This window comes from Rahnella sp. 1L-D-7-B-C2, assembly GCF_057290995.1.
On the sequence record NZ_JBXAVQ010000001.1, the window covers coordinates 448,675 to 472,748 of the forward strand.

Below are 24,074 nucleotides of genomic sequence, written 5' to 3' on the forward strand. Positions count from 1 at the left end.
TAATATCAAATGTGCAAATCAGTCGTCATTTACTCGTGTGACGGTGGTGCCAGTACTTCCCGGTTGCCATTATGGCCCGGCGTGCTGACAATCCCCTGCGCTTCCATCTGTTCAACGATACGCGCTGCACGGTTGTAGCCGATGCGGAACTGTCGCTGTACACCGGAAATCGACGCACGACGTTTATCAACGACGAATGCCACAGCCTGATCGAACAACGCATCCAGCTCTTCGTCGTCCCCCAGACCCAGCCCGCCGCCTTCACCCTCTTCGCCACCGGAGAGGATACTTTCGATATACTTAGGACGACCGCGCGCTTTCCAGTCTTGCACGACAGCATGCACTTCCTGATCGCGCACAAACGCGCCGTGAACACGTACCGGAATCGAGGAGTTTGGCGCCATATAAAGCATATCCCCCATACCCAACAGGGATTCTGCACCGCCCTGATCGAGGATCGTACGGGAGTCAATTTTGCTCGACACGGTAAATGCAATTCGCGTCGGGATGTTGGCTTTGATCAGGCCAGTGATAACGTCAACAGACGGACGCTGCGTCGCCAGTACCAGATGGATCCCTGCTGCACGGGCTTTCTGCGCCAGTCGTGCAATCAGCTCTTCCACCTTTTTACCCACGGTCATCATCAGGTCAGCAAACTCATCCACCAGCACGACGATAAACGGTTCTTTACCGAGGAAGGGGGGTTCTGCTGCCATGCCATCGCCCGGCTTCCAGAACGGATCGGGGATCGGACGACCCATGGCTTCCGCTTCCTGAATACGTTCGTTATAGCCAGCCAGATTACGCACTCCCAGCGCCGACATCAGCTTATAACGACGTTCCATTTCACCGACACACCAGCGCAGCGCATTGGCGGCGTCTTTCATGTCAGTAACCACTTCGGTCAGCAGATGTGGAATGCCTTCGTATACCGACAACTCGAGCATTTTCGGGTCGATCATGATGAAGCGCACTTCTTCAGGCGTCGCTTTATACAACATACTGAGGATCATGGCGTTCACACCCACCGACTTACCGGAACCGGTTGTACCGGCTACCAGCAGGTGGGGCATTTTCGCCAGATCGGCCACTACAGGCTCGCCTGAAATATCCTTACCCAGCACGATAGTCAGCGGTGAAGGACTGTCTTTGAACTTCGCGCAGTCCAGCACTTCTCGCAAATACACGGTCTGACGCTTTTTGTTCGGTAATTCAAGGCCCACATAAGGTTTGCCAGGAATAACTTCCACTACGCGAACCGCAACGGCGGACAATGAGCGGGCAAGGTCACGCGACAGATTTGAAATTCGCGCAGCTTTGACACCCGGTGCCAGATCCAACTCGAAACGCGTGATGACCGGCCCCGGCAGTTTACCGACCACGTCGGCTTTGATGCGGTAATCGTTCAGACGCGCTTCAATCAGATTGCCCATTTGCTCAAGCGCGAACTCATCCACAGGCTCAGATTCAGCCGGTGGTGAAGTCAGTAAATCCAGCGAAGGTAATGGTGTCGTTGGTTTCACCAGCGGTTGTTCATGACGCATCAGGAACGGATGGATCAGGCTGTCCATATCCGGTTTAGCCAGTGAAGGTGCCTGACGCGGCGCTTCATATTCCTGTGCATGTTGCACAGGCTGAGGCGACTGCGGACGCTGATACGTTTGTTGTGCAAATTCTGCAGGCTGCGGTTCTTCCTCTGCCTGAGCAGGTAACGTAAACAGCGGTTCACTTGGCGTGTCGTCCACCAGATCGGCCATCGGTGAGAAGCTGAACGCATCGTGCTGACTGAGTTTCATCGCTGCAGCAGCGAAATCATCGGCCGCTGAAGTCTGTGTGTCCACCTGCGGACTCTGCGAATGATGATGCACAACCACGCCGCTGTGCGGCTCAACGTCCTGCTGATAGCGTGACTGCTCGCGTGCCGCAAAGGCATTACGCAATTCTGCTTCCTGCAAGGCGGCTTCATCGTCAGGCTCTTCTTGTGTGACAGACTCACCATAGCGCTGGTGCTGCTGATCGGAGAATGCCTGCCGCAATGCGGCTTCCTGCATCGCTTCTTGATCAGCCTGAGCTTGTTCATCCAGGTAAACAGGTTGGACAGAGGCGTTCTGCTGTGATGCGCTTTGTTCCTGTTCCTGCTGTTCAGCCAGGCGCTGAGAAGGCAACTTAATCCCGTAGGAAGCCAGCTCACGACGTGTCGGAATACGCACCGGATTCGGCCTCGGTAACTCCGGGCCAAAACCTTTTTTGATCTGCGGATTTTCATCACTGACTGCGCTGAATGCAGGCATGAAGGTGTTACCCGCAGAGGACGCGGCGGACTGCCCCGCCTGCGCCAGGCCCGTTGCCAGCGCAGCGGTCGCCGCCACGCTAGCCGCGTGCGCGCTGTCAGGCGTCGGAGAGCTGAAATCAAACGGTGAACGCGAAGTGTGTTCTGCCGCTGTCTGCCAGTTACCCATGCGCGGGCCGTCATCATCATTATGCTCTGCCCGCACCGGTGAAGGTGACTGCTGAACAGGCTGAGGATGGCGGGGTACCGGCGTTTCTTCAGGAATTTCGAAACTGTATAGCGGCGGTGCTGCCGTTTCCGGTGCCGAAGGCGGTGGCGCAATGTTCGCTACCGGCGGTTCTGCCGCGTAAGGATCGACGACGCCCGCAGGCGCTACCGGTGCAGATTCAACGACAACCGCAGCGGAAGGTGCCGCAGGCTGATGAACTGACGGCGCAGAGAGCAGTACATCATCGTCATCAACGTCAGATGGCGCAGCGTCGGCCGTTGACGCGATTGCGGCTGTCGTTACAGCAGCGGCAACCGGTGCCGCTTTCGCAACCGGTTTTTCAGCATCATCCTCTTCCAGTAACGGATCGTCATGCTCGTCGTAGTCGTAATCATCATCACGTCGGGAACGGTTGGTCACAATGTTGGTCACGCCAAGCACTGCCCCGCCAATCTTCTCTGCGATGGTCAGCCACGACCAGCCGGTAAACAGCGTCAGGCCAGCAGCCCAGACACAGAGCAGAACCAGCGTGGCGCCGACGTTATTGAAATAAGGCGTCATCGCCGTGCTCAGCAAGCTGCCGATCACCCCGCCGGAGGCGAAGTAATAGAGGTCATCGATATTGACCGACGCCAGACCACAAGACGTGACAATCAGCGCCAGCGTCCCGATAAGACGCAGCGACCAGGCAAAATAGTCGATGAAATCCTGATTATCACGCTGACGGAACGCCGCCCAGCACAGACACAGGATAATAGGGGGAATTGCGTAACCAAATACGCCAAATATGAAGAACAGCGTATCAGCCATCCAGGCCCCAACGCCACCACCCCAGTTATGAATAGGACCATGCCAGGCGGTTTGAGACCAGCTGGGATCCGAGGGGTTAAAACTCACCAGTGCTGCCATCAAGTACGCAGCAAAAATAGCTACCACAACCAGCAAAGCCTCCAGAATACGGCGGCCATTGCTCAGTCTTTTCAGGGTAACGTCTTTATCTTCTGTATATTCCTGGCTCAAGAAAGGCTCTCCAGGTTCCTGTGAACTGAGAAAAAGCAACAGCGCCGAGAGTTGACCCCGGCGCCATAGCTGTATAGATACACAGGAGTGTAGCTAAAAAAACAAGGTTTTGCACCTGACAATTACCGGGTCTTAATGACCAGGCGATTCGTCTGTTTCACTTCTTCCATTACCACATAGGTACGGGTGTCGTTCACACCAGGAAGACGAAGCAATGTCTCACCTAACAGCTTACGGTAAGCAGACATATCGGGTACGCGGGTTTTCAACAGGTAGTCGAAATCCCCTGAAACCAAATGACACTCCTGAATATCTTCGAGTTTTTGTACTGCCGCATTGAACTGCTCAAACACATCTGGCGCACCGCGGTTGAGGGTTATCTCAACAAATACCAGAAGCGATGCATCAAGATAATGCGGGTTAAGCAGTGCGGTATAACCATTAATGAAGCCCTGTCGTTCCAGACGACGAACGCGCTCCAGACATGGCGTTGGCGATAATCCCACACGTTTGGAAAGCTCGACGTTTGAAATCCGGCCATCCTTTTGAAGTTCGTTGAGGATGTTACGGTCAATACGGTCGAGATCTTTTCCCGGACGTTTTTTGTTGTCTACCATTATTATTGTCTCTCTGCTGTCCTTCCCTGCACCTGCCTACCCCAGCCAACTTCAATGTCTAAGGGTTGTCCCAAGCGAAGACCCGATTATTAAGGTTTACGCATCCAAAAGCCGCGTTGATCCCCTGTCATAAGGAACACGACCAAAACCGGACACTCAAAAGAAATAACTTTGTGGAATTAATAGATTGCGAACTGCCAATCTGATTCACCAAACCCTGCGGCAACAAAAAAATCAAACAGCAACACCAGAACGGATTGGGTAGCAGCCATTTGGATAAATTCAAGTCACTGACAGGCAGTTAATTTCTTCTTACCCTGATGTTTTCGCAAATGCACAGCGGATTGTCAAAGTAAAAGAAGCAAAATCAGAAGAACGTGCCAGATTGAAAAGCCAACGCCCCCTTTTTAGCTATGTTTTCTCTTTGAACAATAACAATTCAGTTTCACGCGTTATTACTGCCAAATCCTTACAACTTACCGTGATATGTGGCTAACTTGACGCGTTGTAGACAACATTCAACATGCCGTACAACTGAGACATGCTGGTTTTTTATGCTTACCATCAATCAGTTACCTGAGACATGGTCATGCGCGAAAACCTTTTTACGCGGGTTACGCAGTAAAAACTATCAGACAAATCGCTAACAACATCTGAGTTTACTTTTTTTAACACGCACTTTTCCCTACAATCCCTTTATCGCTAGTCCCCATCGCGGAGATAGATTGCCCATGAGTACGGTTAAACACAGTAAATTATTGATTTTAGGGTCCGGCCCGGCAGGTTACACCGCAGCGGTTTACGCAGCGCGCGCCAACCTGAATCCTGTATTGATTACCGGCGTGGAAAAAGGCGGTCAGCTGACCACCACCACAGAAGTGGAAAACTGGCCGGGTGATCCCGAAGGTCTGACCGGACCGGCGCTGATGGATCGCATGCATGAGCACGCCACCAAGTTCAACACCGAAATCATTTTCGACCATATCAACAAAGTAGATTTACAGAACCGTCCGTTCCGCCTTACCGGCGACAGTGGCGAGTACACCTGTGACGCCCTGATTATCGCCACTGGCGCATCCGCCCGCTATATCGGCCTTCCGTCTGAAGAAGCGTTCAAAGGCCGTGGCGTGTCTGCCTGTGCGACCTGCGACGGGTTCTTCTACCGTAATCAGAAAGTGGCGGTGGTCGGCGGCGGCAACACCGCAGTGGAAGAAGCGCTGTATCTGGCAAATATCGCGTCAGAAGTGCATCTGATCCACCGCCGCGACAGCTTCCGCGCTGAAAAAATTCTGGTTGACCGCCTCAATGATAAAGTCGCCAGCGGCAATATTGTGCTGCATACCCACAAAACGCTGAACGAAGTGGTTGGCGATCAAATGGGTGTGACTGGCGCGAGCCTCATGGACGTGCGCACCGACGAGAAATCTCAGGTAGACGTTGCAGGCGTGTTCATCGCTATCGGCCACAGTCCGAACACCGGCATTTTTGAAGGCCAGCTGGAGCTGAAAGATGGCTACATCAAAGTGCAGTCTGGTTCACACGGTAATGCCACGCAAACCAGCATTCCCGGCGTCTTTGCTGCGGGTGACGTGATGGACCATATTTACCGCCAGGCGATTACCTCCGCCGGCACCGGCTGTATGGCTGCGCTCGACGCAGAGCGTTATCTGGATGGCTTATCGCAAGCCCCGGATTTGTAATCCTCTTTTCAAAATCTTTTCTCCAATTATCCTGAATAATTCGAGTTGCAGTAAGGCGGCCACAGTGCCGCCTTTATATTTTCAGTTTTTGAACTCAGCATGTAACATGTTCAGCCTCCGAACCGGATAGCTGCGCAGACTGATGCCTGATGAATAAAACACGACAACAAGAACTTATCCGCTGGTTAAAACAACAAAGCTCACGCGCCAAAGGCTGGATCCGTCTGTCTATGATGCTGGGTTTACTTTCGGGTTTACTGATTCTGGCGCAGGCCTGGCTGATGGCCGGTCTGCTGCACAGCCTGATAATCCAGCACACCCCGCGTGAGGCGCTGCTGCAAAGTTTCCTGTTGATGGCGCTGACCTTTATTCTGCGAGCCGTCGTGACCTGGCTGCGTGAGCAGGTGGGCTTTATCTGCGGACGCATTATTCGTCAGGAGATGCGTAAGTTAGTCCTCGACCGTCTGGAAAAACTGGGGCCGGCGTGGATCCAGGGCAAACCGGCGGGCAGCTGGGCGAGCATCATTCTGGAACAAATCGAAGATATGCAGGATTATTATGCCCGCTATCTGCCGCAAATTGCCCTCGCGGGGATTATCCCACTGCTGATTCTGGTGAGCATTTTCCCGATTAACTGGGCGGCGGGCATGATCCTGCTGGTTACTGCACCACTTATTCCGGTGTTTATGGCGCTGGTCGGAATGGGCGCTGCCGATGCCAACCGCCGTAACTTTGTCGCGCTTGCACGTCTGAGCGGCAACTTCCTCGACAGCCTGCGCGGTCTCGATACTCTGCGTTTGTTCCATCGCGGTACGGCGGAAATCGAGCAGATCAAACGCTCCACCGAAAGTTTTCGCGCACGTACGATGGACGTGCTGCGTCTGGCATTTCTCTCTTCTGCCGTTCTGGAATTTTTCGCCTCAATTTCAATCGCCGTTGTGGCGGTGTACTTCGGTTTCTCATATCTCGGCGAACTGAATTTCGGCAGCTACGGTACGCCGGTTACCCTGTTTGCCGGTTTTCTGGTGCTGATCCTCGCGCCGGAGTTCTTCCAGCCACTGCGTGATTTGGGCGCGTTCTATCACGCCAAAGCGCAGGCAGTCGGTGCTGCGGAAAGTCTGGTGACCTTCCTGACCGTTGAAAGTGCTGAAATGGGCGACGGGAACCAGAGCTGGCCAAGGGGACAAAAAGTTTCGCTGCAAGCCCGCGATCTCATCATCCAGTCACCGCAGGGTAAAACGCTGGCCGGGCCGCTGACGTTCAACATTCAGGCCGGGCAACGTATTGCGATTGTCGGGCTGAGCGGTGCGGGGAAAAGCTCCCTGTTAAACGCCCTGCTCGGCTTCCTGCCCTATCAGGGATCACTCACCGCAGGCAGCATTGAGCTGAAATCGTTAGGCAATGACGCATGGCGTCAGCAACTGAGCTGGGTGGGTCAGAATCCCCATCTGCCGGAACAAACGCTGCGCGCCAATATTCTGCTCAATCAGCCGGATGTCAGTGAACAGCAACTTCAGTCAGCCATTGATCGCGCTTACGTGAGCGAATTTTTACCGCTGCTGCCGTTGGGTCTGGAAACGGAACTCGGCGACAGCGCAGCGCGTTTATCAGTCGGTCAGGCTCAGCGGGTTGCCGTTGCCCGCGCCCTGCTCTCGCCATGCGAATTACTGTTGCTGGATGAACCGACCGCCAGCCTCGATGCCCACAGCGAAAAGCGTGTGATGAGCGCGCTGAATGATGCATCAAAAGCGCAGACGTCGGTACTGGTGACCCATCAGCTGGAGGATACGCAGGACTACGATGAAATCTGGGTGATGGACCAGGGCCAGATTGCTGAACGCGGCAGCTATACGCAGCTGGTTGCTCAGGGCGGATTATTCGCCAGCCTGTTATCCCAGCGCAGTAAGGAGCTGTAATCATGAAAATTCTTCTGCCTTATCTCGCTCTGTATCGCCGTCACTGGTTCCGCCTGTCTTTGGGTGTGATTCTGGCCATCGTAACGCTGCTCGCCAGCATCGGCCTTCTGACACTCTCTGGTTGGTTCCTTGCGGCTTCTGCCGTCGCCGGTATCGCCGGTTTGTACACGTTCAACTACATGCTGCCCGCCGCCGGTGTACGCGGTGCAGCGATTTTCCGCACCGCAGGCCGTTACGCTGAACGTCTGGTCAGCCACGACGCGACCTTCCGCGTGCTGGCGCATTTGCGGGTGTTCACTTTCACCAAAATTATGCCGCTGTCGCCGGGCGGCATTGCGCGATTCCGTCAGGCCGATCTTCTGAACCGGCTGGTCGCCGACGTGGATACGCTGGATCACCTGTATCTGCGCGTCATCTCCCCGCTGGTCAGCGCGCTGGTAGTGATTGTTCTGGTGACCTTTGGCCTGAGCTTTCTTGACGTCAAACTCGCTCTGACACTCGGAGCGATTATGCTGGTTCTGATGCTACTCCTGCCGGTGATTTTCTACCGTGCGGGGAAACCTGCCGGACGGGAACTGACGGCCTTGCGCAGCGATTACCGCATGCAACTGACCTCGTGGTTAGAGGGGCAGTCCGAGCTGGTGGTATTTGGTGCGCAGCCGCGTTTTCGCCAGCAACTTGATGATATCGAACGCCGCTGGATGTTGCGCCAGCAGCAGCAGGCGAAACTGACAGGCCTGTCGCAGGCGATGGTGATTGCCGCCGCAGGTCTGACCGTGACGCTGATGTTGTGGCTGGCCGCAGGCGGTATCGGAACCATCGCACAACCCGGCGCGCTGATTGCGCTGTTCGTGTTTACGCCGCTGGCCGCTTTCGAAGCACTCGGGCCGGTTGCGGCAGCATTCCAGCACCTCGGGCAAGTTATCGCCTCTGCGCAGCGCGTCAGCCAGATCATCAGTCAGCCGGCCGACGTGACTTTCCCGTCACAGGGCCCTGTCGCCGCCAAACAGGTCAGCCTGTCGCTCACTAACGTGAATTTCACGTATCCGGGGCAGCCACTGCCGGTGCTGAAAAACATTACGCTGGAGATTGCCGCCGGGGAGCATGTTGCCCTGCTCGGCCAGACCGGCTGTGGGAAATCTACTCTGCTGCAATTGCTGACGCGCGGCTGGGATATCAACAGCGGCGCACTGAGCATTAACGGTCATGCAATCGCAGATTATGATGAGGCCACGCTGCGCCAGATGATCACCGTGGTCAGCCAGCGTGTTCATATCTTCAACACCACGCTGCGTGAAAACCTGCGCATGGCCTCGACGCAACGCTCTGATGAGCAGATTGCCGACGCGCTGAAACAGGTGGATCTGCACGTTCTTCTCGAAGGCGAAGGCCTGAACGCCTGGCTGGGTGAAGGCGGACGTCAACTGTCCGGCGGCGAACAGCGCCGCCTGGGTCTGGCGCGTGCCCTGCTGCATGATGCTCCGTTGTGGTTGCTCGATGAACCGACCGAAGGGCTGGATGCAGAAACGGAACACCATATTTTGGCGCTGTTGCACAAGTATTGTGAAAATAAAACGCTACTCTTAGTCACGCACCGTTTACACGGTCTCGATAACCTCGACAGGATTTGCGTGATGGAGGAAGGCGAGATTGTCGAACAAGGCGATCATCAGACCTTAGCCGCTGCACAAGGCCGGTACACGCGTTTTCTTGCGCGTACCTGAAAGTCTGCCCATGAATGATGTGGCGGCCCGTGAGTCGCCGGATAAGGAGATCTATGCGGTTAGTTAAGCTTGAGGCCAGTTCTGTTCATTTTCCGGATCCTGACACTGCATTGCAGGATCCCAACGGCCTGCTGGCTATTGGTGGCGATCTGACGTCGCCGCGCCTGCTTTCCGCTTATCAGCACGGGATTTTCCCCTGGTTTGAACCCGGCGAAATGATCCTCTGGTGGTCACCCGATCCGCGGGCTATTCTCGTGCCCGAAGAGCGCCATATCAGCCGCAGCTTACAGAAATTTATGCGTAAAATGCTTTTCCGTTTTACCCTCAATCGCTGCTTTGAACAGGTGATCCACGCCTGTGCAATTGAACGGGAAGATGGCACCTGGATCGGGCCGCTGGTTCAGCGCGGTTATCAGGAATTGCACGAAGCCGGACACGCCCATTCACTTGAAGTCTGGGAAGGCGATGAGCTGGTCGGCGGTTTGTACGGTGTTTCCGTTGGCGGGCTATTTTGCGGCGAGTCCATGTTTAGCCGCCGTGAAAATGCCTCAAAGTGCGCGCTGATGATGTTTTGCCAACATTTTTCCCGCAATGGTGGAGAACTGATTGACTGTCAGGTGCTCAACCCTCACACTGCGTCGCTGGGTGCGAGAGAGATCCCCCGCCGCCAATTTTTGCAGCAGTTATCCGAACTTTCGCAACGCGCGTTAGCGCCGGATTGCTGGTTGCCACAAGACTTATCCCCACATGATGAAGACCTGCCGGTGTTCCCGAAGGATAGGGAATAGGTGCGGTCATGAACCATACTTCTTTACATAATGTGGGTTTTTCGGCATTATCTTGCCGGTTAAAAACTATGGTAGTTAGACCTAGAGGATTCGATGGCCAAAGAAGACAACATTGAAATGCAGGGCACCGTACTTGATACGCTGCCAAACACTATGTTCCGCGTAGAATTAGAAAACGGACACGTAGTTACCGCACACATCTCCGGTAAAATGCGTAAGAACTATATCCGCATCCTGACGGGCGACAAAGTCACTGTAGAGCTGACCCCGTACGACCTGAGCAAAGGCCGCATTGTCTTCCGTAGCCGCTAATAAACGGCTCACTCATCGCTGATTTTCCGGCGATACCTGAGGATACCCTCTTCGCCCTTCCTGCAGTTGCAAGGGCGTTTTGTGGTATCCGCAATTCGGCATTTAGTTTCATTATCCTTTCTGCTTATTCCTCATTAACTCACGTTTCATAAAGAATTTTCAGAAAGAAAAAAGGCGATGTTTTCACATCGCCTTTTGTTTGCCTGAAGCTTTTCAGCTTATCTCAGCAGCGGATCAATGCACCGCGCCTTCCGGCTTTTTCTTCTGCGCACTCATGAAGTGGTAAGTCAGCTTATCGGCTTCCTTATCCAGCGCTACCGAGACCGAACCGCCATCCACCAGTGAACCAAACAGCAGCTCGTTGGCGAGAGGTTTTTTCAGGTTTTCCTGCACGATACGTGTCATCGGACGCGCACCCATCGCACGGTCATAGCCTTTCACGGTCAGCCAGTCGCGGGCTTCATCGCTGACTTCCAGCGAAACGCCTTTGGCATCCAGTTGCGCCTGCAGTTCGACGATAAACTTGTCGACCACCAGTTGGATAACTTCCGTAGACAGATGGTTAAACCAGATCACATTGTCCAGACGGTTACGGAACTCTGGCGTAAACACTTTCTTGATCTCTTCCATAGCGTCAGGGCTGTTGTCCTGATGAATGAGGCCAATGGATTTACGTTCGGTTTCACGCACACCGGCGTTGGTGGTCATGACCAGAATCACGTTACGGAAATCGGCTTTGCGCCCGTTGTTATCGGTCAGCGTACCGTTGTCCATGACCTGTAACAGCAGGTTAAAGACATCCGGGTGCGCTTTCTCGATTTCATCGAGCAGCACAACGGAGTGAGGATGTTTCAATACCGCATCCGTCAGCAAACCGCCCTGATCAAAACCGACATAGCCAGGAGGCGCACCGATCAAACGACTGACCGTATGACGCTCCATGTATTCCGACATATCAAAGCGCAGCAGTTCGATATCCAGCGCTTTGGCCAGTTGTACCGTGACTTCGGTTTTACCCACACCGGTAGGACCTGCGAACAGGAACGAACCGACCGGCTTGCGATCCTGACCCAGACCTGCGCGGCTCATTTTGATCGCTTCTGTCAGCGCTTCAATGGCAGGATCCTGCCCGAAGACCAGCATTTTCAGGCGGTCGCCCAGATTTTTCAGCACATCGCGATCGGTCGCAGACACGGTTTTTTCCGGAATGCGGGCGATACGCGCCACCACACTTTCGATATCGCTGACGTTAACGGTTTTCTTGCGTTTGCTGACCGGCATTAACCGGCTGCGCGCGCCCGCTTCATCTATGACGTCGATAGCTTTGTCCGGCAGATGACGGTCGTTGATATACTTGACCGACAGCTCCACCGCAGCACGCACCGCTTTCGCGGTATAACGGACATCATGGTGTGCTTCATATTTGGTTTTCAGGCCATTGATGATCTGCACGGTTTCTTCGACGGTTGGCTCAACAATATCGATTTTCTGGAAGCGACGCGCAAGAGCACGGTCTTTTTCAAAGATATTGCTAAATTCCTGATACGTCGTGGAACCGATCACCCGGATCTTGCCGCTCGACAGCAACGGTTTGATCAGGTTTGCCGCATCGACCTGACCACCGGACGCCGCACCGGCACCGATAATCGTGTGGATTTCATCAATAAACAGGATGCTGTTCTTATCCTGCTCAAGCTGTTTCAGCAGTGATTTGAAACGTTTTTCGAAATCACCACGGTATTTAGTGCCCGCCAGCAGCGAACCGATATCCAGAGAATACAGGGTGCAGTCGGCCATCACTTCCGGCACGTCGCCCTGTTCGATTCGCCATGCCAGACCTTCAGCAATCGCGGTCTTCCCGACGCCGGATTCGCCCACCAGAAGCGGGTTGTTTTTGCGGCGACGGCAGAGCACCTGAATGGCGCGCTCCAGTTCTTTGTCACGGCCAATCAGCGGATCAATGCCACCAACACGCGCTAACTGGTTAAGATTAGTGGTGAAGTTCTCCATACGATCTTCCCCCGCCGACTGCTCTTCGTTAACTGGGTTTTCCGCATTGTTTGGCGCCTGGCTGCCCGATTCATCTTTACGGGTGCCGTGCGAGATAAAGTTCACCACATCAAGGCGGCTGACATCATGTTTGCGCAGGAGATAGGCGGCCTGAGATTCCTGTTCGCTGAAAATCGCGACCAGAACGTTGGCGCCGGACACTTCGCTGCGGCCAGAAGATTGCACGTGGAATACCGCACGTTGCAGAACGCGCTGGAAACTCAGCGTAGGCTGGGTGTCACGTTCCTCTTCACTGGTGGGTAAGGTGGGTGTGGTTTGCTCGATGAAGGCTTCCAGCTCCTGGCGTAACGCCACCAGATCAACTGTACAAGCTTCAAGCGCTTCACGGGCAGCAGGGTTGCTGAGCAAAGCCAGCAACAGGTGCTCCACGGTCATAAACTCATGCCGGTGCTCACGGGCTCTTGCGAAAGCCATGTTGAGACTGAGTTCAAGTTCTTGATTGAGCATAGGCACCTCCCAAATAGATTGCCTTAATCAGGCTTTTTCCAGCGTACACAGCAACGGATGCTCATTCTCCTTGGCGTACTCATTGACGTGTGCGACCTTGGTTTCGGCGACTTCGGCGGTATAAACGCCGCAAATTGCTTTGCCTCTATAGTGCACCTGGAGCATCAGTTGCGTTGCACGTTCAATATCATAAGAAAAGAACTTTTGCAGAACGTCAATCACAAATTCCATTGGAGTGTAATCGTCGTTGTTTAATATAACTTTATACATAGATGGCGGTTTTACCTCATCCTTTTGCTTATTCGCCGTCAAATGTTCAAAATTTAGCCAGTCTTGTTTGTCGCCCATTGCCTGCTCATCACCTGTAAAGATCGTATTGGATGCTAAATACCTGACGTGAAAGCGTTCTGCGGGGCTTCACCAGGTTATTTCCCCATTTTACCATCTCTTGCATCACGGCGCCGCTGCACAAAATGTCCTCTTTGCCATCAGCCCCGTTGGCATAAATTTAACAAAATATGTCAATAGCGTTACCTGCTTCAAAGTTTGGTTATCTGATCCCTGATGGCAAATGCCGTTCCCTTGATCTCTAACCCGATTCCACTAGAGTGTAAATTCGTGAGTTGGACGTCTTTTGAGCAGGCTTTTTCCGCCGCGTTCTCACCTTCCCGCTCACTCAACTGGCTTTAAACTCTTTACTACCAGACTAGCCATAAGAGGGATGGAGAAGCATGCTGACGGGTACTGTTAAATGGTTCAATAATGCTAAAGGCTTTGGCTTCATCTGCCCGGAAAATGGCGGTGAAGACATTTTTGCCCACTACTCCACGATTCAGATGGAGGGTTACAGAACGTTAAAGGCAGGCCAGCAGGTCAACTTTGATGTTCATGAAGGCCCAAAGGGGAATCATGCCAGCCTCATTATTCCAGTGGAAAGTGAAGCGGTCGCCTGACCGGTTCTGTTCTGTCCGTTTGATTAAAAGCCAATGCCGGTCATTCTCTGACTGGCATTTTTTATTTATGGGGGAGAATGCCTCAGGCTTCAAGTCCTCAGTGCAAATTAAAGTACATTTTTTAGACACCGATTGCTAAGACACGACACAAAACAAATTAAATCTAAACACAATCTCAACAAATCCCGTTCATTCCCTTCATAATTTTGCCCGTTGCACACCTGTTTATTGTTGGCCTGTTGAAATAGCCGTTATTGAAATCCGGCCCGATATAACAGGTAAATACCATGACGACATTCAGTTACCCTTGCGAAGAAAAGGCTCCTCTTTCCGGCCTTCAGTTAATGACGGCGTTACTTTCCAAACGCCTGGTGCCTGGACCGTCATGGAAATTGCCGCGCTACCGGTTTAAATTTCTGTTCCGCGCGCTGACCCAACCGCGCCGCACTTTTAGCCTGCTGGATTATCTGGCCCATCACCCGCAACGCGATGAGATCCTGACGGCGCAGCCGAGTCTGCCGTGCAAATTGCATCGCGTTTATCAGGCATCCAATATCACGCCAGAAGAAGCGATGAAGCGCATCACCGATCACTACGACATGATTGGCCACTGCCTGCCGGAGGCAATTAACCACGGTTATCTGAATAAAAAACCGATGGCGATAGCTACCCTGACCGGCAAGGAAGAGCAGCGTTACGCGATCACTTTTAACTCCGTCAGCCGTCTTGATAAAGAAGGCGAAGCCACGCTGACCTTTAACAATCCGCAGGGCGAGCCGATCGCCATAGTGACTTTCTCTTTCATTTATTATCAGGGCCAGCCAACGTTGTTCATCGGCGCACTTCAGGGCCCGAAAGCGCAGGTCGATCATCAGGAAATCCAGAAAGCGACCAAAGCCTGCCACGGTTTGTTCCCGAAACGTCTGGTGATTGAAGCGTTGACCACGCTGGCGGATCTGGCGGGCATGACGCAGATTGTCGCGGTGGGAAACCACACGCACATCTATGAAAACCCGCGTTACAAAAAGCGTAAAGGCATGGTATTTGCCGATTACGACAGTTTCTGGGAAACGATGGAGGCGAAACAGGGCGAAGACGGGTATTTCCATCTGCCGCGCCAGATAGCCCACCGTCCGCTGGAAGAGATCGCCAGTAAACGTCGCGCAGAATACCGCCGCCGTTACCAGCTGTTAGACGATTTGGAAAGCCAGATCCGCCAGACATTTTCCAGCGGACATGGTCATCAGGTCGTCGTTGAAGAGAGCCGCGCAGCCTAATCCGCGCGGCCGCGCGCCAGCCAGGCGACGCGGGAAAACATTTGCCTCAGCAGCGGAGGGATCGAGGAGATCCCTCGCAGCGACGCTGACTGCGCGACGTCAATCGCGAGATCCGGCTTCGAGCTGCGATGAATAGCTTTATCGATCACTCTTCTCGGCGACATCGGCACGTTCTCCGGTATCGCCGAATGTTTGCGGTACACGTCTTCGAACCCTTCGCGATACAAGAAATATTCAATGTCCTGAGTCGGCAGCGAGGTCAGCCGGTAGCGCAGATTGTCATCGTGATTATCCACGTTAGCCGTCACCGTTGCCGCATACTTGCGCCCCGCTTCGTCGCCGTCCACCAGCACGTGCCATTCAATGCCCATCTGCCGGGCAAAACGCAGCAACGGCTTCAGCCCGCACTGGGCAAATTCGATGACCTTGATCCCTTCCGACTCAAAATGATAACCACACTGGCGCGCCAGCTGATTGAGCAGCCAGACTTCGGTTTCGCCTTCCACCAGCAGCCAGCAGCGGGCAAATAAAGAGGACGGGCGATTAAAGCGGATATGAAACGCGATCCGACGACTGTCTTCCATACTCAACCCTTCCGGGCCGATGGCATACGCTGCGACGCGCGACGATTCGCGCACCAGACGACAAATTTGCTCGACCGGCACCAGCGACAGCAAGTCGCCGGAGTTGGTGGTGGTAATGCGCTGTAAAGGTAATTGATCGAGCAGTCCCCACGCGACCGACAGCATAATCGGGTGCAAGCGGGTTTCGGGGTCTTCGATCAGTAAAAGTGGCCGCGCATCCGGATGCAGCACCACCGAACCTTTCGCCTGCAACAGCGTGGAGAACATCCCAAGCAGCATCACGCGCATGCTGCGGCTGTTGGGCTCGGCAATCATCCGGTTGATATTATCCAGCGAACGCCACGCCCTTCGGCTTTCGGCGCGGCCATGACGCTTCTGCTGCCACGGCGCACTGTTGGATGTCCCCTGCTCGGCGAAGTAGTGCTCCAGCAACTGCTGCATGGCCGAAAGCCCGCTGCGCAGTTCGCTGTTGGTCAACGATTGCGGGTTATGCACCAGTCCGCGCGTCAGCTCATCCAGCTGCTGCGCCAGCTGTTCGTTATTGGCAGAAAGCCGTGGCGCCAGCGTTTCGCTGCGCAGACGGCGGATAAAGCGGGCGTCGCGCAGGCGTAAAACCGGATTGAGGCGGATCAGCGCCTGCGCCAGTGGATCGATGGTGGTCAGATTCAGCGGCTGCCCGCTGGAGGAGAGGAAACTGCGCAGCGTCATCACGCTGCCGTCATCGTCCAGCTCGCCTTCGAGCCGGTAATAAATGCGGTTAAGGCGGTCGGGGCATTTCACCCACAGCGGCGACAGCGTATTGAAGCGCGGCGACATGTGGTGTCCGGGCTGATTTTCACAAAAAGTAAACACGATGTGCAAATACTGTGATTTAGATTCTTTTTCTCCTGCCGGAAAATAGAAATCTTCTTCTTTAAAACAGTACAGTTTCGGGTCAGGGGCGAGCAGCAGCGTCAGGGCATCCAGCAGGCTGGATTTACCCCAGGCGTTTTCCCCAATCAAAACGGTGTTGGTGAGAAAGGATTCGTTCTGCCCCTGATGCGCGGAGCCGGTAATCGATGCGCCACGTTGCGCGGGCTGAGTCAGTGTCAGAGACAGCCGGTTGATGCCGCGAAAACCGACAATATCAATATGTTCCAGATACATCAGACGCCTCCTGTGCGCTCATTACCTTCCTGAGCATGGCGTGAAAAAACGGTTCCCGTCAAGGCTGCCCGCGGATCTCTGTGTAGCGAAGCTGCTTTACAGTCAGATAACTTTTGGTTAGCGTGACGGGCGGTATTTTCTGTGCCGCGCTCCTCTCATGGAACCTCACTTTTCAGGGATTTTTACCTCATGTATTCCGGCCTGTTAATTATTCTTTTGCCGCTGATCGTCGGTTACCTTATTCCGGTCAAAAACCGGTCGTTGCTGCACATTGTTAACCAGATGCTGAGCTGGATGGTGTACGTCATTCTGTTCATTATGGGCATCAGCCTGGCCTTCCTGGATAATCTCAGCACCAATTTACTGCTGATTTTCAAATACGCCACCGTCTGTTTCCTGTGTATCTTCGTGATGAACTACGCCGCACTGTGGCTGCTCGAACGTCGCCGTCCCTGGAAGACCCAGTTTAAACAGGAAAAACTACCGTCGCGTTTACACATGGCGCTTGAGTCACTTAAATTGTGCGGCGTAGTGATTGGCGGCTTCGCGCTCGGTCTGACGGAGTGGCATTGGCTGACCTTCGCCTCACAGGCCAGCGAAATCGCACTGCTGTTCCTGCTGGCGCTGGTGGGCATTCAGCTACGTAACAGCAGTATGACGCTACGCCAGATCATCCTGAATCGTCGCGGCATTATCGTCGCGTTGGTGGTGGCGTTAAGCGCTTTGATTGGCGGGGCGGTTGCCGCACTGCTTCTCGGCTTGCCGTTGAAAACCGGGCTGGCGCTGGCCTCCGGTTACGGCTGGTATTCGCTTTCCGGTATCGTGCTGACTGACTCGTTCGGGCCGGTCATTGGCAGCGCGGCGTTCTTTAACGATCTGGCGCGCGAACTCTGCGCCATCATGCTGATCCCGACCTTAGTGCGCAGCAGCCGTTCCACCGCGCTCGGCCTGTGCGGCGCGACGTCCATGGACTTCACTCTGCCGGTCTTACAGCGCAGCGGCGGGCTGGACATGGTACCGCCTGCGGTCGTTCACGGCTTCGTACTCAGCCTGTTATCTCCGGTGCTGATGGCCTTTTTCTCCGCCTGATGCCCTGCCTTCCCGCGGCATTTTGCGGCGGGAACCTCCCTTTTCAGCCCAGCCAAAAACTTGCGATAAATCAACTCCACCTCACATTGTCTTAAAAATGCTTCATTTCTTCGCCTGCCGGTCTTAGTCTTATTTTAAAACAAGCATTTCAAATGCAACTTTAAAAAAGGACCTAAAAATGTTTTGTGTGCAATGTGAACAAACAGTCCGTACCCCGGCGGGCAATGGCTGCGCGTATGCGCAGGGAATGTGCGGAAAAACGGCAGAAACCTCTGATTTACAAGACTTACTGGTAGCCGTGCTTCAGGGCTTGTCAGCCTGGACGCTGACGGCGCGTGGTTACGGCATCGTCGATGAAGAGATCGACAGCTTCGCCCCGCGCGCCTTTTTCTCCACGCTGACTAACGTTAATTTCGACTCAGACCGTATCGTCGGTTACGCCCGTGACGCGATTATCCATCGCGAATCTTTACGGGTGCGCTGCCGCCTGATGGATCCTGAAATCTCCGTCGATCATCCGCTGGCCGCACTGGAACTGGTCAGCAACAGTCTGAGCGATTTGCAACAGCAGGCGCAGCAGTTTGCGCTGAACGACGACAAAGCGCGCGTGGGCGACGACATTCACGGCCTGCGGATGTTGTGTCTTTACGGCCTGAAGGGCGCGGCGGCCTACATGGAACACGCGCACGTCCTCGGCCAGGCGGACGTGGCGATTTACGCAGAATATCACCGCCTGATGGCGTGGCTCGGCACCCAACCGGCGGACATGGGCGAGCTGCTGGACAACGCCATGGCTATCGGCAAGATGAATTTCAGCGTGATGGCTATTCTGGATAAAGGCGAAACTGACGCTTACGGACACCCGCAGCCGACCTCCGTGAATGTCCGTCCGCTGGCAGGCAAGGCGATTCTGATTTCCGGCCACGACCTGAAAGATCTGCAGATGCTGCTCGAGCAAACCGCCGGTACGGGTATTAACATTTACACCCACGGCGAAATGCTGCCTGCACACGGCTACCCAGAGCTGAAAAAGTATCCGCATCTGGCCGGAAACTACGGCAGCGGCTGGCAAAATCAGCAGGTGGAATTTGCGAAATTCCCCGGTCCGGTAGTGATGACCTCCAACTGCATTATCGACCCCAACGTCGGCAATTATGGCGACCGCATCTGGACCCGCAGTATCGTCGGCTGGCCGGGTGTACAGCATCTCGAAGGGGAAGATTTCGCGGCGGTTATCGCCCAGGCGTTGCAGTTGCCGGGTTTTCGTTACAGTGAAATTGAGCAGGAAATTACCGTCGGCTTTGGCCGCCAGACCTTACTTAGCGCGGCGGATACGGTCATTGATCTCGTCGCCGCCAAAAAACTGCGCCACATCTTCCTCATTGGCGGATGCGATGGCAGCCGCAGCGAGCGCAGTTATTTCACCGATCTGGCAGTCAGCGTGCCGAAAGATTGCCTGATCATGACGCTGGCCTGCGGCAAATACCGTTTCAACAAACTGGACTTCGGCACCATTGAAGGGCTGCCGCGTCTGCTGGACGTCGGCCAGTGTAACGATGCTTATTCCGCCATTATTCTGGCGGTGAATCTGGCAGAAAAACTGGGGTGTGGCGTAAATGAGCTGCCGCTGAGTCTGGTCCTGTCGTGGTTTGAGCAAAAAGCCATTGTGATCCTGCTGACCCTGCTGTCGCTGGGCGTGAAGAATATCGCCACCGGCCCGACCGCGCCCGCCTTCCTCACCGATAATCTGCTGGCAGTGCTGAATGAGAAATTCGGTCTGCGGGCGATCACCTCGGTGGAGCAGGATTTGCACACTATGCTGGCGGAGTAAACCACGATGAACTTTCCGTTATTTCCCGATCAGCCGACTGCGCTGTGTCAGAACCGGATGCAGGTGCATTCCGTCACGCAGGAAACGCCTGATGTGTGGACGATTTCGCTCCTCACTCATGACGTTTATGACTATCGCCCGGGCCAGTTTGCGCTGGTGAATATTGGCCAGCGCGGCGACGTGCAGCGGGCGTATACACTTTCCTCCACGCCTGGCCTCAGCCCGTTTATTCAGCTGACAGTGCGACGCATCAGCGGTGGCAGCGGTTCCGGCTGGCTGACGCAGCAATTGAAAACGGGCGACTATGTCTGGCTTTCAGACGCACAGGGTGAATTTACCTGCGACACCGCACAACCGCTGTTGCTGCTCGCCGCAGGCTGCGGCGTGACGCCAGTGATGTCCATTGCGCGCGACGTGCTGGCGAACTGCCCGGCGCAAAACGTACACGTCTTTTACAGTGTACGCAGCCCGCAGGATGTGATTTTCGCTGCCGAATGGCAACGGCTGGACGCGCAGTATCCACAGCTGAAACTGATCATTTTGGCAGAGCAGGATGCGCTGCCGGGCCAGATCGCCGGGCGTCTGAGTCAGGATCTCCTGCAAAGTCAGGTGCCGGACATCCGCTCACGGCGTGTGATGATTTGCGGCCCTGCGCCGTATATGACGCTGGCCGGAAACTGGACGGCGGAGCTGGGCGCTGCGACGGAAAATATCGTCAAAGAACAGTTTCAGGCAATAGAAATGGACGTATCAGATGAAAGGACTCTGACGCTGACCCGCCTGACGCCGCTGGCCAATTATCGTGTTGCCGTCGGCACTACGTTGCTGGCAGCCATGGAGCAACACAAGCTGCCGGTAACCGCAGCCTGTCGCGCCGGTGTCTGCGGGAGCTGCAAAACCCGCGTACTCAGCGGTGATTATCAGACCACCAGCCGCATGACGCTGACTGACGAAGAAGTCGCACAGGGTTATGTGCTGGCCTGCAGCTGTCAGCTTCAGGGCGACGTCACTCTCGCCTGATCCCCGCAAGCCCCTGCCCGCTCATGACTTTTTACAGTCTGTGCGGGCATATTTACAAATCTTCACCCCCCTCCTCTGCCTAATTTTGTATGGTTTAACCTCTGTCATTCACCGCGAAAATGTCACCGCGAATTCATGGACTATGATTAACGCATTCATTTTTGATGATTAACTGAGGGAACACAGAATGAAAGAGAGCGTAGCGTCTTATTTAGCCAAAACTTTGGAAGCCGCAGGCGTAAAACGCATCTGGGGCGTCACCGGGGATTCACTCAACGGGTTAAGCGACAGCCTCAACCGCATGGGAACTATCGAATGGCTGGGCACGCGCCATGAAGAAGTCGCCGCATTTGCCGCCGGCGCCGAAGCACAGATCACCGGTGAACTGGCGGTCTGCGCCGGATCCTGCGGGCCGGGTAACCTGCATCTGATCAACGGCCTGTTTGACTGCCACCGCAATCACGTACCGGTGGTGGCGATTGCCGCCCACATTCCATCCAGCGAAATCGGCAGCGGATATTTTCAGGAAACCCATCCGACCGAACTTTTCCGCGAATGCAGCCACTATTGTGAAATGGTGACCAACCCCGAACAGCTGCCGCAGGTGCTGGCTATTGCCATGCGCAAAGCGATCCTTAACCGTGGGGTGTCGGTGATTGTGTTACCAGGCGACGTGGCGCTGAAACCGGCGCCAGAAGATGCCAAAATCGGCTGGTACCCGCCGGTGCTGCCGCGAGTTATCCCGCAGCCCACCGAACTTGAAAAACTGGCGGAACTGCTGAACGGCGCCACTAATATCACCATGATGTGCGGCAGCGGCTGCGCAGGTGCACACGATGAAGTGATCCGTCTGGCAGAAACACTGAAAGCGCCGGTCGTTCATGCGCTGCGTGGCAAAGAACATATCGAATGGGATAACCCTTACAGCGTCGGCATGACCGGGCTGATTGGTTTCTCCTCCGGTTTCCACGCCATGATGAATGCCGACACGCTGATCCTGCTCGGCACGCAGTTCCCGTATCGCGCGTTTTATCCGACCGACGCCAAAATCATCCAGATCGACATTAATCCCGGCAGCATCGGTTCGCATTGTCACGTTGATATGGCGCTGGTGGGCGATATTAAATCCACCCTCACTGCGCTCCTGCCGCAGCTGCAACCGAAAAGCGAACGCAAGTTCCTCGACAAAGCGCTTAAACATTACGAGGAAGCGCGTAAGGATCTCGATTCGCTGGCGACGCCAAACGACAAGCAGGCGATCCATCCGCAATATCTGGCACAGCAAATCAGCCGGTTTGCCGCGTCCGATGCCGTATTTACCTGCGACGTCGGCACCCCTACTGTCTGGGCGTGCCGGTATCTGCAAATGAACGGTCAGCGCCGTCTGCTCGGATCGTTTAACCACGGCTCGATGGCCAACGCCATGCCACAGGCGATTGGCGCGCAGGCTGTCGACCGCTCACGTCAGGTAGTGGCGCTGTGCGGTGACGGTGGTTTCTCCATGCTGATGGGGGATTTCCTGACGCTGGCACAGCAAAAACTGCCGGTGAAAATCGTCATTTTCAACAACAGCGTACTGGGATTTGTGGCGATGGAAATGAAAGCCGGTGGCTACCTGACCGACGGCACCGAGCTGAAAAATCCGAATTTCGCCGCCATGGCCGAAGCTGCGGGTATCAAAGGGATCCGCGTGGAGAAAGCCTCTGACGTTGATGCTGCCTTGCAGGACGCCTTCGCCTACGAAGGGCCAGTGCTGGTGGATGTCGTCACCGCTACCGAAGAACTGGCGATGCCGCCGCAAATCAAATTTGAGCAGGCCAAAGGCTTCAGCCTTTACATGCTGCGCGCGGTGATAAGCGGCCGGGGTGACGAAGTCGTCGAACTGGCAAAAACCAACTGGCTGCGATAACCCCGACGGGGCTATAGTGGAGAATCAGGCGGGCGTTTGTCGCTCGCCTTTTCCTGCACTTAACATTCATCCAGCAGAAGGAAGCCGACGTTGATCGATTTACGCAGTGATACCGTAACCCGCCCCAGTGAAGCTATGCGTCAGGCGATGGCCCGCGCTGAAGTCGGCGATGATGTCTACGGCGATGACCCGACGGTAAATGCTTTACAGGACATGGCGGCAAAACTGTGTGGTAAAGAAGCTGCGCTGTTTTTACCCACCGGCACCCAGGCCAATCTGGTGGCATTACTGACTCACTGTCAGCGCGGCGAAGAATATATCGTCGGCCAGAAAGCCCATAATTACATGTATGAAGCCGGTGGCGCTGCGGTGCTCGGCAGCATTCAGCCACAGCCGCTGGATATGGCCGCCGACGGTTCCATTCCGCTGGACAAAATCGCCGCCGCCATTAAACCCGATGATATTCATTTCGCCCGCACCCGCCTGCTGAGCCTTGAAAACACGCACAGCGGCAAAGTGCTTCCGCTCGATTATCTGCAAAAAGCCTACGCGTTCACCCGCGAAAAAGGGCTGGCGCTGCATATCGACGGTGCGCGCATCATGAATGCCGCCGTGGCTCAGGGCGTTGAGCTTTGCGAAATCACCCAATACTGCGATACCCTGACCATCTGTCTTTCCAAAGGTCTGGGCGCACCGATAGGCTCACTGCTGGTCGGCAGCAAAGAATATATTCACCGCGCTAACCGCTGGCGCAAAATGACCGGTGGCGGCATGCGTCAGTCAGGCATTCTGGCCGCTGCGGCCATTTATGCGCTGGAAAATAACGTGGAACGTCTGAAAGACGATCACGACAACGCGCAGTGGCTGGCTGAAGAGCTGACCAGACTGGGCGTGGAAATCGCCGAACCCGGTGCGCAGACTAACGTGCTGTACATCAGACAGAGCGCAGAACTGGCCGAAAAAATGGGTCCGTGGATGCGTGAGCGCGGTGTGATGATCAGCGCCGGTCCGCTGACCCGCGTACTGACGCACATCGACATCAGCCGTGAAGACCTGCAAAAAGTTGTCGCCCTGTGGCAGGAATTCCTGCACCACCACGCCTGACATCGCCCTGCCTGCGGCGATAATATGAGAATTATCGCCGCAATTTCATGATTCATCAGACCTTTAGCA

Annotated in this window: 17 protein-coding genes; 12 read left to right on the forward strand and 5 right to left on the reverse strand. The window is 54.8% G+C overall.

Features of this window, described 5'->3' with window-relative positions; translation table 11 throughout:
• Positions 1–29 precede the first annotated feature (29 nt).
• Both AC0Z7K_RS01990 and lrp read right to left on the reverse strand, forming a co-directional pair.
• Entirely contained in the window at positions 30–3,518 is a 3,489-nt protein-coding gene (locus tag AC0Z7K_RS01990) for a DNA translocase FtsK 4TM domain-containing protein (protein WP_485612546.1), read from the reverse strand.
• A gap of 122 nt (positions 3,519–3,640) precedes the next feature.
• A complete protein-coding gene (lrp, locus tag AC0Z7K_RS01995) occupies positions 3,641–4,135 on the reverse strand; it encodes a leucine-responsive transcriptional regulator Lrp (protein WP_013574775.1) in 495 nt (164 codons plus the stop codon).
• A gap of 731 nt (positions 4,136–4,866) precedes the next feature.
• On the opposite strand from lrp, the gene trxB reads away from it, so the two are divergent.
• From trxB to infA, 5 genes are all read left to right on the forward strand, one after another.
• Positions 4,867–5,835, forward strand: coding sequence for a thioredoxin-disulfide reductase (gene trxB / locus AC0Z7K_RS02000; protein WP_213051049.1), 969 nt, complete (start codon positions 4,867–4,869; stop codon positions 5,833–5,835).
• Positions 5,836–5,984: 149 nt separating this feature from the next.
• Entirely contained in the window at positions 5,985–7,751 is a 1,767-nt protein-coding gene (gene cydD, locus AC0Z7K_RS02005; protein WP_413528417.1) for a heme ABC transporter permease/ATP-binding protein CydD, read from the forward strand.
• Between the two features lie 2 nt (positions 7,752–7,753).
• Positions 7,754–9,475, forward strand: coding sequence for a heme ABC transporter ATP-binding protein/permease CydC (cydC, locus tag AC0Z7K_RS02010; protein ID WP_485612549.1), 1,722 nt, complete (start codon positions 7,754–7,756; stop codon positions 9,473–9,475).
• Positions 9,476–9,528: 53 nt separating this feature from the next.
• Complete coding sequence (aat, locus tag AC0Z7K_RS02015; RefSeq protein WP_485612550.1) at positions 9,529–10,263, forward strand: leucyl/phenylalanyl-tRNA--protein transferase; 735 nt, start codon at positions 9,529–9,531, stop codon at positions 10,261–10,263.
• Between the two features lie 93 nt (positions 10,264–10,356).
• Entirely contained in the window at positions 10,357–10,575 is a 219-nt protein-coding gene (gene infA / locus AC0Z7K_RS02020; RefSeq protein ID WP_002211347.1) for a translation initiation factor IF-1, read from the forward strand.
• Positions 10,576–10,809: 234 nt separating this feature from the next.
• Here the strand turns inward: infA and clpA are convergent, their stop codons facing one another.
• Positions 10,810–13,092, reverse strand: a complete 2,283-nt coding sequence (gene clpA, locus AC0Z7K_RS02025; protein WP_485612554.1) for an ATP-dependent Clp protease ATP-binding subunit ClpA — start codon at positions 13,090–13,092, stop codon at positions 10,810–10,812.
• Positions 13,093–13,119: 27 nt separating this feature from the next.
• Entirely contained in the window at positions 13,120–13,440 is a 321-nt protein-coding gene (gene clpS, locus AC0Z7K_RS02030) for an ATP-dependent Clp protease adapter ClpS (protein WP_056769226.1), read from the reverse strand.
• 383 nt (positions 13,441–13,823) lie between these two features.
• Between clpS and cspD the strand changes: the two genes are divergently transcribed.
• Positions 13,824–14,045: a cold shock-like protein CspD gene (gene cspD, locus AC0Z7K_RS02035; RefSeq protein ID WP_413528414.1), complete on the forward strand. Its 222-nt coding sequence runs from the start codon at positions 13,824–13,826 to the stop codon at positions 14,043–14,045.
• Positions 14,046–14,332: 287 nt separating this feature from the next.
• Positions 14,333–15,322 carry a VirK/YbjX family protein gene (locus AC0Z7K_RS02040; RefSeq protein ID WP_485612556.1) on the forward strand — a complete coding sequence of 330 codons (990 nt, stop codon included), beginning with the start codon at positions 14,333–14,335 and terminating at the stop codon, positions 15,320–15,322.
• Here AC0Z7K_RS02040 and AC0Z7K_RS02045 read toward each other — a convergent pair.
• Positions 15,319–17,052 carry a DUF2813 domain-containing protein gene (locus AC0Z7K_RS02045; RefSeq protein WP_485612557.1) on the reverse strand — a complete coding sequence of 578 codons (1,734 nt, stop codon included), beginning with the start codon at positions 17,050–17,052 and terminating at the stop codon, positions 15,319–15,321. The two genes, AC0Z7K_RS02040 and AC0Z7K_RS02045, sit on opposite strands and share 4 nt — an antisense overlap.
• Positions 17,053–17,241: 189 nt before the next feature.
• On the opposite strand from AC0Z7K_RS02045, the gene AC0Z7K_RS02050 reads away from it, so the two are divergent.
• The 5 genes from AC0Z7K_RS02050 to ltaE all read left to right on the forward strand — a co-directional run bounded on the left by AC0Z7K_RS02050 (position 17,242) and on the right by ltaE (position 24,005).
• Entirely contained in the window at positions 17,242–18,141 is a 900-nt protein-coding gene (locus AC0Z7K_RS02050; protein WP_413528411.1) for a LysO family transporter, read from the forward strand.
• 178 nt (positions 18,142–18,319) lie between these two features.
• Positions 18,320–19,972, forward strand: a complete 1,653-nt coding sequence (hcp, locus tag AC0Z7K_RS02055) for a hydroxylamine reductase (protein ID WP_413528410.1) — start codon at positions 18,320–18,322, stop codon at positions 19,970–19,972.
• A gap of 6 nt (positions 19,973–19,978) precedes the next feature.
• The gene (gene hcr, locus AC0Z7K_RS02060) at positions 19,979–20,992 is read left to right on the forward strand and encodes an NADH oxidoreductase (RefSeq protein WP_485612558.1); all 1,014 of its coding nucleotides are present in this window, start codon (positions 19,979–19,981) and stop codon (positions 20,990–20,992) included.
• Between the two features lie 187 nt (positions 20,993–21,179).
• A complete protein-coding gene (poxB, locus tag AC0Z7K_RS02065; protein WP_485612559.1) occupies positions 21,180–22,901 on the forward strand; it encodes a ubiquinone-dependent pyruvate dehydrogenase in 1,722 nt (573 codons plus the stop codon).
• A gap of 90 nt (positions 22,902–22,991) precedes the next feature.
• Positions 22,992–24,005 (forward strand): low-specificity L-threonine aldolase, encoded by a 1,014-nt coding sequence (gene ltaE / locus AC0Z7K_RS02070; RefSeq protein ID WP_485612560.1) that lies wholly within the window; start codon positions 22,992–22,994, stop codon positions 24,003–24,005.
• Positions 24,006–24,074 lie beyond the last annotated feature (69 nt).

Bases quoted from the DNA above. Each gene is read 5' to 3' on its own strand.
- lrp (WP_013574775.1), bottom strand. From the start codon at position 4,135: ATGGTAGACAACAAAAAACGTCCGGGAAAAGATCTCGACCGTATTGAC.
- trxB (WP_213051049.1), top strand. From the start codon at position 4,867: ATGAGTACGGTTAAACACAGTAAATTATTGATTTTAGGGTCCGGCCCG.
- cydD (WP_413528417.1), top strand. From the start codon at position 5,985: ATGAATAAAACACGACAACAAGAACTTATCCGCTGGTTAAAACAACAA.
- cydC (WP_485612549.1), top strand. From the start codon at position 7,754: ATGAAAATTCTTCTGCCTTATCTCGCTCTGTATCGCCGTCACTGGTTC.
- aat (WP_485612550.1), top strand. From the start codon at position 9,529: ATGCGGTTAGTTAAGCTTGAGGCCAGTTCTGTTCATTTTCCGGATCCT.
- infA (WP_002211347.1), top strand. From the start codon at position 10,357: ATGGCCAAAGAAGACAACATTGAAATGCAGGGCACCGTACTTGATACG.
- clpA (WP_485612554.1), bottom strand. From the start codon at position 13,092: ATGCTCAATCAAGAACTTGAACTCAGTCTCAACATGGCTTTCGCAAGA.
- clpS (WP_056769226.1), bottom strand. From the start codon at position 13,440: ATGGGCGACAAACAAGACTGGCTAAATTTTGAACATTTGACGGCGAAT.
- cspD (WP_413528414.1), top strand. From the start codon at position 13,824: ATGCTGACGGGTACTGTTAAATGGTTCAATAATGCTAAAGGCTTTGGC.
- AC0Z7K_RS02040 (WP_485612556.1), top strand. From the start codon at position 14,333: ATGACGACATTCAGTTACCCTTGCGAAGAAAAGGCTCCTCTTTCCGGC.
- AC0Z7K_RS02045 (WP_485612557.1), bottom strand. From the start codon at position 17,052: ATGTATCTGGAACATATTGATATTGTCGGTTTTCGCGGCATCAACCGG.
- AC0Z7K_RS02050 (WP_413528411.1), top strand. From the start codon at position 17,242: ATGTATTCCGGCCTGTTAATTATTCTTTTGCCGCTGATCGTCGGTTAC.
- hcp (WP_413528410.1), top strand. From the start codon at position 18,320: ATGTTTTGTGTGCAATGTGAACAAACAGTCCGTACCCCGGCGGGCAAT.
- hcr (WP_485612558.1), top strand. From the start codon at position 19,979: ATGAACTTTCCGTTATTTCCCGATCAGCCGACTGCGCTGTGTCAGAAC.
- poxB (WP_485612559.1), top strand. From the start codon at position 21,180: ATGAAAGAGAGCGTAGCGTCTTATTTAGCCAAAACTTTGGAAGCCGCA.